Source organism: Nonomuraea maheshkhaliensis, assembly GCF_039529435.1.
In the GTDB taxonomy this organism is placed as follows: Bacteria; Actinomycetota; Actinomycetes; order Streptosporangiales; family Streptosporangiaceae; genus Nonomuraea; species Nonomuraea maheshkhaliensis.
Genome location: NZ_BAAAMU010000051.1, coordinates 63,138 through 73,221, shown reverse-complemented (window position 1 = coordinate 73,221; position 10,084 = coordinate 63,138). Strand labels below are relative to the sequence as shown.

4 protein-coding genes are annotated in these 10,084 nt (G+C 71.1%); 3 read left to right on the top strand and 1 reads right to left on the bottom strand.

The genetic code is table 11. The annotated features are described in order from the left end of the window. The first annotated feature begins 1,115 nt into the window (after positions 1–1,115). Both ABFX54_RS30120 and ABFX54_RS30115 read left to right on the top strand, forming a co-directional pair. Positions 1,116–1,856 (top strand): hypothetical protein, encoded by a 741-nt coding sequence (locus ABFX54_RS30120; protein WP_346109937.1) that lies wholly within the window; start codon positions 1,116–1,118, stop codon positions 1,854–1,856. Continuing rightward, positions 1,856–2,893, top strand: a complete 1,038-nt coding sequence (locus ABFX54_RS30115) for a hypothetical protein (RefSeq protein WP_346109936.1) — start codon at positions 1,856–1,858, stop codon at positions 2,891–2,893. The genes ABFX54_RS30120 and ABFX54_RS30115 overlap by 1 nt, the downstream gene beginning before the upstream one ends. 763 nt (positions 2,894–3,656) lie before the next feature. Here ABFX54_RS30115 and ABFX54_RS30110 read toward each other — a convergent pair. Further along, positions 3,657–5,249 carry a bis-aminopropyl spermidine synthase family protein gene (locus ABFX54_RS30110; RefSeq protein ID WP_346109935.1) on the bottom strand — a complete coding sequence of 531 codons (1,593 nt, stop codon included), beginning with the start codon at positions 5,247–5,249 and terminating at the stop codon, positions 3,657–3,659. Positions 5,250–5,506: 257 nt separating this feature from the next. On the opposite strand from ABFX54_RS30110, the gene gltB reads away from it, so the two are divergent. Further along, on the top strand, positions 5,507–10,012 hold the full coding sequence (gltB, locus tag ABFX54_RS30105) for a glutamate synthase large subunit (protein ID WP_346109934.1): 4,506 nt from the start codon (positions 5,507–5,509) through the stop codon (positions 10,010–10,012). Positions 10,013–10,084: the final 72 nt, after the last annotated feature.

Here is a 10,084-nt window from a genome sequence, read left to right as displayed (position 1 = left end):
TCGACGGCGCCGGCCCGCAGGCGGCCGAGCCGGAAGACCGGCGCTCGGAAGGCGGACGCGGCAGCCGCAGAGCCGCCCGTTCCGATGGCGGCCGAGCCGAGGAGCCGGTGAACGGCAACTGGCAGGCGTCCAGCACAGGCGACGGCCTGCTGTCGAACGACGGCTGGTCGACGGACGCACCCGGCGCCGGACTGATGGCAGGCGGCCGCCCGGGATCCGACGGCAGGGGCACGAACGCGGACGGCGGCCGACCGGCAGATGACGGCTGGTCGGCGGATACGGCCGACGGCGGGTCAGCGGGTGCGAGCGGTGGCCGCAGATGGGGCCGGGGCCGGGGCACGAGCGCGGACGGTGACCGTCCGGCGGATGCGACCGGTGGCCGACGCTCGCGCGATCGGTCGGGCGATGGCAGGTCGGCGGGTGCGGACAGTGGCGCGTTGTTCATGGCCGGAACGGCCGACGGCGGCTGGTCGGTCGATGGAGCGAGCCGTGCCGGCGGTGCTGCTGGCCGCCCTGGCGGTGCCGGCGGCGGGGACGGTGCTGGTGCCGGGGACGGCGGTGCGCGACAGGCATCGGAATCGGACGGCAGACGGCGGTTCGGGCGCGGGCGGAAGGCGGCGTCCGGAGGGCGGAGAGGCGAGACCGGTGACGAGGAGGCGGAGTCCGGCTGGCTGAGCGGCGAGGACAGCGGCCGGGAGTCGGCGTTCGGATGGCCGGAAGCGGACTCCGGTGGTGCGGATGCGGCGTCCGGGAGGCGGAAGGCCGAGTCCGGCGGTTCGAGAGGCGTGTTCGGACGTGGGCGGAAGGCCGAATCCGAGGGGCCGGAGGTGGCGTCCCGGCGTCGGCAGGCCGAGTCCGATGGTGCAGAGGCGGCGTCCAGGCGTCGGACGCCGGAGCCCGGCGGGCCGGAAACGACGCCCGGGCGGCGCAAAGGTGAGTCCGGGCGGCGGAAGGCGGGGGCCGGCGGGCCTGCGACCGGTGAGTTCGAGGCCGAAGGGCTGACGGTCGCCGGCGGTGGCGCGGGCGACGACGACGGATCCGGGCGACGGGAGCCCGCTTACCACAAGCGGCGCCGGACCCCACGCTCCGACTGGCAGTTCCCCATACTCACCGACATGGGTTTCCGCCCGGAGCAGCAGCGACTGTTCGTCATCATCGCCACGGTCGCCGGGGTGCTGGTCGCCGCCGGAGCCTTCGTGACGGTCGTCAGGTCCCTGGGCACCTACCGCCCGGAACGGCAGGTCACCGCCTCCGTGCTCGGCCCCGACGCGGCCGTCCCGCAGGTGTTCCACGGCTGGAACTCGCCCAAGCTGTTCAACCCCGTCACCGAGCGCGCCAAGGACCCGAAGGCGCTCACGGAGAAGGAGGTGTTCAGCCAGAAGACGCTGGCCGTGTCGAAGAAGCTCAAGCTCAAACTCGTCGCCAAGCAACTCGACGCCGACTGCGCCGCGGCTCTCTGGGGCGAGCGCCTGCACGAGCTGACGTCGAACGCCGGCTGCACCCAGGTCGCCCGCGGCCTGTACGCCAGCTCCGACGGCCGTTACGTCGGCCAGTACACGCTGCTCAACCTCAAGGACGGCAAGTCGGCCTCAGAACTGGTCGAGGCTCTGAAGACGCTCTACCGCGGCGGCTGGGCCAGCCCGCTGACCTCCGCCAAGGTGGCCTTCCCGCCGGGCGGCTACTCGGAGGCGGGCGGCTACGCGCTCGGCCATTACGTCGGGTTGGTGTGGCTCGGCCGGCTCGACGGCACCGAACCCACCGCCAAGGACGACTTCGTCTCCCTCACCCTGGCCCTGCGCGGGGCGGAGAAGGCCGTCTACCGCCGCGTCGTCGCGATCACGGGGACGTCCTCCTGATGTCCCGCCGGATCGTCATCCCCGGGGTGGCCGCCGTCCTGATGGGAGCCGCCGTGGCAGGCTGGCTGTGGCTGCGCGGCGACGACCCGCGTCCCACCACCCTCCACGCCGAACTCACCTCCGCCTTCTACGCGGCCATCGACACCCGCCAGCGCGACACCACACCGCTGACGACCGAGGAGGTGTTCCCGCCGGCCACCCGGAGCCTGGCGGGCATGGGGCAGGTGTCCACCCGCCAGTTCACCGACTGCGACGAACTCCTCTGGGGCACCTCGGCCACCGGCTGCACGCAGGCGTTGCAGGCCACGTACGCGGGCGGCTCCATGGCGGGTCAGTTCGTCATCTTCAACCTCGCCGACGGGCGCGCGGCCGACGCCCTGGTGTCCGCCCTGCGCGAAGACGGGTTCGTACGGCAGGACGTCGCGTTCGAGCCCGTCGGCAGCCTGGCCCAGGTCCGTGCGATGGGCCATTACGTGACGGTGAGCTGGACCGGCACCACCCGGCCCACACAACCAGGCCGGACGCCGGCTGGTTCCGAACCATTCGGCCAGCTGAACGAGCCCATCCAGTCCGACCAACGTGACGAGTCCGGCCAGCCGGCCCAGCCCACAGAGACGGGCCGAGAAGGACGCCCCTCGGGCACGGACCAACCAGGGCAACCCGCGGAAACCGACCAACCACGGCAACGTGCGCAGTCCACCGAAACAGGCCAATCATGGCAGTCCACGGAAATCGGCCAATCGGGGCAGTCCGCGGAAATGGGCCGACCTGAGCAGCCCGCGGAAGTGGGTCGGCCCAGGAAGTCCACGGACACCGGCGAGCCGTCAGATGTCGGTCGGGGGCGATCGGCGGGCACCGAGCAACTGGGCGGACCCACGGGCACCAGCCGGCCGGGGCGGCCCGCGGAGTCCACACAACCTGCGGATCCAGGGCCGACTACGCAACTCGCGCAACCCGGGCAGGATCTCGTCGCCGCCCTCATCGCGCTGGACGGCCTCGGCCGAGCGGTACAGGGCCGCGTCGTCGCCGCAACTTGATGTCCGCCGGGGCTACTCGCGGCGCTGCGCAGACTTGGCGGTGCTGGTGCTGGTGCAGGGTTCGGGCTGAGGGCTGGTGAGGATGCCGTGCGGGTGACGAGTGTGCCGGGTCGGTGGTGGCTGGCGGAGTGGCGTCGTGGATAGTGAAAGTCACGGCCGTTAGGGTCTGGCCGGCGATTGTGGCGGGGCGCGTGTCCCGTGGTGGTGAGGATTGCGGACTCGTCGGGGTGCGAGGTGTGAGCGGTGGTCGTGGTGGGGCCGATGGGGATGTGAATGGAGGCCGTTGTGATGAGGGTTACGGGCCCGTTGGGGTGTGGGTGTTAGCGGTGGTTGTGGGAGACCGATGGGGAGGTGGGCAGGCCGTCGGGGTGAGAGGTGCGGGCTGTTGGGGTGTGCGGGTGCCGGGATGGTTCGATGACTGCCGCGGCCGTGGCCGCCTGTCGCTCGGCCGGTGCTGAGGCCGGCGATGCTGGTCGCCACCTGGGTCCTGTCTTGGCCGACGCCTGATGGCCAGTTGCCCTGATGCTTGGCTCCGCTGGTGACGAGTCCCGCCTGCGGAATCCCCCGTTGAAAAGGATTCGCCGCCATTGCCGGAGGTCGGCCGTGTACCCCGGACGATCGGCGGCTCACGATGGTGCCCGTGCCGGCGATGGTCGGCTCACGATGGTGCTCGCGCTGACGATGGTCGCGGTCACCCGAACCTGGCCGCGTCGGGCCGATCAGTTCGGGTGACAGGTCGTCGTAGTGGGGCAGAGCGTGGTGGTCAGGTGGTCGTGGTCAGGGCTGTGACTGTTCTGGTGACCGCCTCGTGCAGGGATGACAGGCGGTGGAGCGGGGCGTCCAGGGGGGTCAGGTCGTCTGACCAGTCGGCGGCCTCGCGGATCAGCGCGCGGGCCTCGTTCTTCGTCAGGGACGATCCCTGAGCGGCGGCCACCGCGATGAGGGCCTCGCGCCAGGTGTTGGCCAGTTTCGTGTGGCCGTGGTCGAGGATGCGGCGCAGGACGGCCTCCGCCTCCCCTTCCGGCTGCGGCAGGCGTACGGCGTCCAGGATGCCCTCGCCCGCTTCGCTCACCTCGTACACGGGCGACAGGGCCTTGGGCAGGGGCGGGAGGGAGGTGCCGACGAGGCGGACGTGGGTGGCGCGGGTGGCCAGGAGGAGGCGGGGAAGTGCGGCCTCCAGGCCGGGCGGCACCGCCACGGCGACCCGCTGCGGCGCGGCGGCGTACGGCTTGGCCAGCCAGGTCGAGAGCCGGACCCGCGGTTGCGGGAGGCCCTTGGGCCAGTCGCCCACCAGGAGGTCCGCCTCGAAGCCCGCCAGCGCGTCCTCGGCGGCGGCCCCCGAGACCGGTGCGCCCTCCGCCCCCGGGGCGGCGGCTTTCTGGCCGGCCGAGGAGCTGCTTTCGATCGACTGGGGGCCGTGGGTGTAGATGGCGGTGGTGTGGCGGGTGAGGCGGGACTGGACGGCGGGGCGGGTCTTGGTGGTGGGGCGCAGGAGGTAGAGGTCGGCGGCCGAACCGATCGCTTCTGCCCCGAAATAGCGGTTGAAGTCGGGATAGATGGCCTCGTAGACGAGGTTGAGCTCCGACAGCTCCTGCTGCACCTTGAAGGCCAGCATCGGCGTGCGCTCGCTCGCCCCGTACGCCAGCAGCACCCGCCCGTCGTCCTTGAGCCCCTCCACCGCCCGCGCCACGAACAGCCCGATCCCCTCGGGCGTGTACGGCGGGTCGGTGAGCGCCAGATCGTGGTCCCTGGCCGAGGCGGGCAGGCCGAGGCGCAGGTCGGCCCAGCGGGTGCGGACGCCCAGGCGCTGCTCGTCGATATAGGCCAGCACGCGCTCGTCGACGTCGACCACCGTCACGTCGGTCTCGGGATGGACGAGCTTGACGGCCAGCGAGGTCAGGTCGTGGTCGCCCACGCACAGCAGGCGGGCCCCGGGCAGCCAGAAGCGGGCGCCGAGCAGCAGCGCCCGGCGCAGCACGGTCTCCGGCGTGGCCGAGACGTGGTCGAGCACGTGGCGGGCGCGCGGGGCCTTGGCCACGAGGGCGGTCAGCCGGTCGAGCGCGTGGGCGTAGTGGGGCAGCAGATGGGCGACCGGGTCTTCCGGAGGCGCGGCCACGGCCAGCAGATCCTGGTAGGCGGGTGTGTCGACGAGCGGGACGCGGAAGCGTTCGCCGTCGCGCTCCAGGACGACCTCGCGCAGCAGCGACTCGATCGTGCGCCTCGACGTGGCGCTCTGCCTGACCAGCTCGGCGAGTGTCCACCAGTGGCCCTCGCAGAGCAGGGCCAGGGCGTGCCTCAGCCGCCTGCTGTCGGCCCCTGCCTCGGTGAGCAGCCGTTCGACCCCGTCACGCTCCATGGGTGAACCCTATCGGGGCCGGGGGCACTCGATCGCCGTGACGCGAATCCGCGGCCTGGACGGGGAATTTCGGACCCCACGCTGGAGGTTTGGGATAGAGCGTTCGGATGCCGGAGCAGTGCGAATGTTCGCAATACGGACGCGGCGGGCACCATTCCGGCAGGGTGGGGTAACCTCTATCCACGATATGCAGCAGGGCCAACGTCGTCCCCGCCTGTAGCGCAGTTCAGACAGACGAAGACGACGGGAGGGATTCAATGCCTGCTGCCCACCTCGGGTTCCCCGAGCCCCAGGGCCTGTACCACCCCGCCAATGAGCACGATGCCTGCGGTGTCGCCATGGTTGCCGACGTCGCGGGACGCCGTGGACACGGGATCGTGGTGAAGGCGCTGACGGCGCTGTGCAATCTTGATCATCGGGGGGCCAAGGGTAGCGAGCCGGACACCGGCGACGGAGCCGGGATCCTGACGCAGATCCCCGACACGTTCTACCGCGCGAGCGTGCCGTTCGCGCTGCCCGCCGCCGGGTCGTACGCCACCGGCATCGCGTTCCTGCCGTTCGACGAGCAGGCCAGAGGCGTGGCCACGCGCCTCATCGAGGAGATCGCGGCCGAAGAGGGCCTCACCGTGCTCGGCTGGCGTGAGCTGCCGGTCGACCGTGACCTGCCGGGGCCGAGCGCCCGGGCCGTCATGCCGCACTTCGCCCAGTTGTTCGTCTCCTCCCCCGACGGCCAGGAGGGGCTCGAACTCGACCGGCTCGCGTTCTGCCTGCGCAAGCGGGCCGAGCACGAGGCCGACGTCTACTTCCCCTCGCTGTCGGCCAGGACCGTCGTCTACAAGGGCATGCTCACGCCCGACCAGGTCGAGCCGTTCTTCCCCGACCTGAGCGACGAACGGTACGAGAGCGCCATCGCGCTGGTGCACTCGCGTTTCTCCACCAACACGTTCCCCAGCTGGCCGCTGGCCCACCCCTACCGCTACATCGCCCACAACGGCGAGATCAACACGGTCAAGGGCAACCGCAACTGGATGCGCGCCCGCGAGGCGATGCTGGCATCGGCCCGCATCCCGGGCGACATTTCCCGACTTTTCCCCATCTGCGACCCCGACGGCAGCGACACCGCCAGCTTCGACGAGGCGCTGGAACTGCTGCACATCGGCGGGCGCAGCCTGCCCCACGCCGTGCTGATGATGATCCCCGAGGCGTGGGAGAACCACACCGAGATGGACCCGGCGCGGCGGGCGTTCTACGAGTTCCACTCCACGCTCATGGAGGCGTGGGACGGACCGGCCTCGATCACGTTCACCGACGGCACCCTGGCCGGCGCCGTGCTCGACCGCAACGGCCTGCGCCCCGGGCGCTTCTGGGTGACCGCCGACGGCCTGGTCGTGCTGGCCTCCGAGGCCGGCGTGCTCGACTTCAGGCCCGAGGACGTGGTCCGCAAGGGCCGCCTGCAGCCGGGCCGCATGTTCCTCATCGACACCGCCCGCGGCAAGATCATCGAGGACGACGAGATCAAGGCGGAGCTGGCGGCCGAGCTGCCCTACGCCGACTGGCTGCACGCCGGGCTCGTCCGCTTCGAGGAGCTGCCGGCCCGCCAGCGCGAGATCCCCACCCACGAGGCGCTCGTCAAGAGGCAGCAGACCTTCGGCTACACCGAGGAAGAGCTGCGCATCATCCTGTCGCCGATGGCGAAGGCGGGCCAGGAGCCGATCGGCTCCATGGGCACCGACACGCCGGTGGCCGTACTGAGCGAGAAGCCGCGGCTCCTGTTCGACTACTTCACCCAGCTGTTCGCGCAGGTCACCAACCCGCCGCTGGACGCCATCAGGGAAGAGCTGGTCACCTCGCTGGCCAGCACCCTCGGGCCCGAGGGCAACCTGCTGGACCCGGGGCCGAGCTCCTGCCGCCAGCTCGTGCTGCCGTACCCGGTGATCGACAACGACGAACTCGCGAAGATCATCCACATCAACGACGAGCACGACCTGCCCGGCTTCCACCCGTACGTCATCAGCGGCCTGTACGAGGTCGCCGGCGGCGGCGAGGCGCTGCTGCGCCGCCTGGCGGAGATCCGCGCCGAGGCGTCCCAGGCCATCGCGGACGGAGCGCGCATCGTCGTGCTGTCCGACCGCGGCTCCTCCGACACGCTCGCCCCGATCCCGTCGCTGCTGCTGACCGGCGCGGTGCACCACCACCTGATCCAGGAGAAGACCCGCACCAAGATCGGCCTCGTCATCGAGACCGGCGAGGCCCGCGAGTGCCACCACATGGCGCTGCTGATCGGCTACGGCGCCGCCGCGATCAACCCCTACCTCGCGATCGAGACCATCGAGGACCTGGTCGACACCGGCGCCCTGCAGATGGACAAGCGCAAGGCCGTGCGCAACCTGATCAAGGCGTACGGCAAGGGCGTCATCAAGGTCATGTCCAAGATGGGCGTGTCCACGGTGGCCTCCTACACCGGCGCGCAGATCTTCGAGGCGCTCGGCCTGAGCCAGGAGGTCATCGACGCCTGCTTCACCGGCACCACCTCCCGCCTGGGCGGCGTCGGCTTCGACGTGCTGGCCACCGAGGTCGCGCAGCGCCACGCCCACGCCTACCCGCGGGTGGACAACGCCCACCGCAGGCTCCAGGTGGGCGGCGAATACCAGTGGCGGCGCGAGGGCGAGCCGCACCTGTTCAACCCCGAGACCGTCTTCAAGCTGCAGCACGCCACCAGGACCCGCCGCTACGAGATCTTCAAGGAGTACACGAACCTCGTGGACTCCCAGGCGGAGCGGCTGATGACCCTGCGCGGCCTGTTCAAGCTGCGCGGGGGCACCCCGATCCCGATCGAGGAGGTCGAGCCGGTCTCGGAGATCGTCAAGCGCTTCTCGACCGGCGCGATGTCGTACGGGTCCATCTCGATGGAGGCGCACGAGACGCTCGCCATCGCGATGAACCGACTCGGCGGCAAGTCCAACACCGGCGAGGGCGGCGAGGACCCCGAGCGGCTCTACGACCCGGCCCGGCGCAGCGCGATCAAGCAGGTGGCCTCCGGCCGCTTCGGCGTCACCTCCGAATACCTGGTGAACGCCGCCGACCTGCAGATCAAGATGGCCCAGGGCGCCAAGCCCGGCGAGGGCGGCCAGCTGCCTGGCCACAAGGTCTACCCGTGGATCGCCAAGACCCGCCACTCCACGCCCGGCGTCGGCCTCATCTCGCCGCCGCCGCACCACGACATCTACTCCATCGAGGACCTGGCCCAGCTCATCCACGACCTGAAGAACTCCAACCCGGAGGCCAGGGTCCACGTGAAGCTGGTCGCCGAGGTCGGCGTCGGCACGGTCGCGGCCGGCGTGTCGAAGGCGCACGCCGACGTGGTGCTCATCTCCGGTCACGACGGCGGCACCGGCGCGTCCCCGCTCACCAGCCTCAAGCACGCGGGCGCCCCGTGGGAGCTCGGCCTGGCCGAGACCCAGCAGACGCTGCTGCTCAACGACCTGCGCGACCGCATCGTGGTGCAGGTGGACGGCCAGCTCAAGACCGGCCGCGACGTCGTCATCGCCGCGCTGCTCGGCGCCGAGGAGTACGGCTTCGCCACCGCTCCGCTGGTCGTCTCCGGCTGCGTGATGATGCGGGTCTGCCACCTCGACACCTGCCCGGTGGGCGTGGCCACGCAGAACCCCGAGCTGCGCAAGCGCTTCACCGGCAAGCCCGAGTTCGTGGTCAACTTCTTCGAGTTCATCGCCGAGGAGATCCGCGAATACCTCGCCGAGCTGGGCTTCCGCTCGCTCGACGAGGCGATCGGGCACGTCGAGATGCTCGACATGACGGCGGCCGAGGACCACTGGAAGGCCAGCGGCCTCGACCTGTCGCCGATCCTGCACCGGCCCGAGCTGCCCGCGGGCACCGCGCTGCGCCGGCTCGTCGAGCAGGACCACGGGCTCCAGCACGCGCTGGACAACACGCTCATCCAGCTCGGCGAGGGCGCCATCCAGGAAGGCACCCCGGTCACGCTCGAGCTGCCCATCCGCAACGTCAACCGCACGGTCGGCACCATGCTCGGCTACCAGGTGACCAAGCGCTACGGCGGCAAGGGCCTGCCCGACAACACGATCGACATCTCCTTCACCGGCTCGGCGGGCAACTCGTTCGGCGCGTTCGTGCCGCGCGGGATCACGCTGCGGCTGACCGGCGACGCCAACGACTACCTCGGCAAGGGCCTGTCCGGCGGCCGGATCACCGTCCGGCCGCACGACGAGGCCCCGCTCGACGGCCACATCATCGCGGGCAACGTCGCCCTGTACGGGGCCACGTCCGGAGAGGTGTTCGTCCGCGGCGTCGTGGGCGAGCGGTTCTGCGTGCGCAACTCCGGCGCCACGGCCGTCGTCGAAGGCGTCGGCGACCACGGCTGCGAGTACATGACCGGTGGCAAGGCCGTCGTGCTCGGCCCGACCGGGCGCAACTTCGCGGCCGGCATGTCGGGCGGCATCGCGTACCTGCTGGACGTGCGGCCGGAGCGGGTCAACCGCGAGATGGTCGCCATCGAGGCGCTCACCGATGAGGACGCCGAGTTCCTCAAGGAGATGGTCGAGAAGCACTTCGCGGAGACCGGCTCGCCGGTCGCCAAGCAGTTGCTGGCCGACTGGGACGCGGCTCTGGCCCGGTTCGGCAAGATCATGCCGAGCGACTACAAGAGGGTGATGGAGGCCGCCGAGGCCGCCCGCATCGAGGGCAGGGACGTCGACGAGGCCGTCATGGCGGCCGCGGTGCGGTCATGACCCGCCGTTCCGAGGCCCGCCGTCACCGCGGCGGGCCCATCCTGCACACGCACGTTCACGACAAGGGAGGCG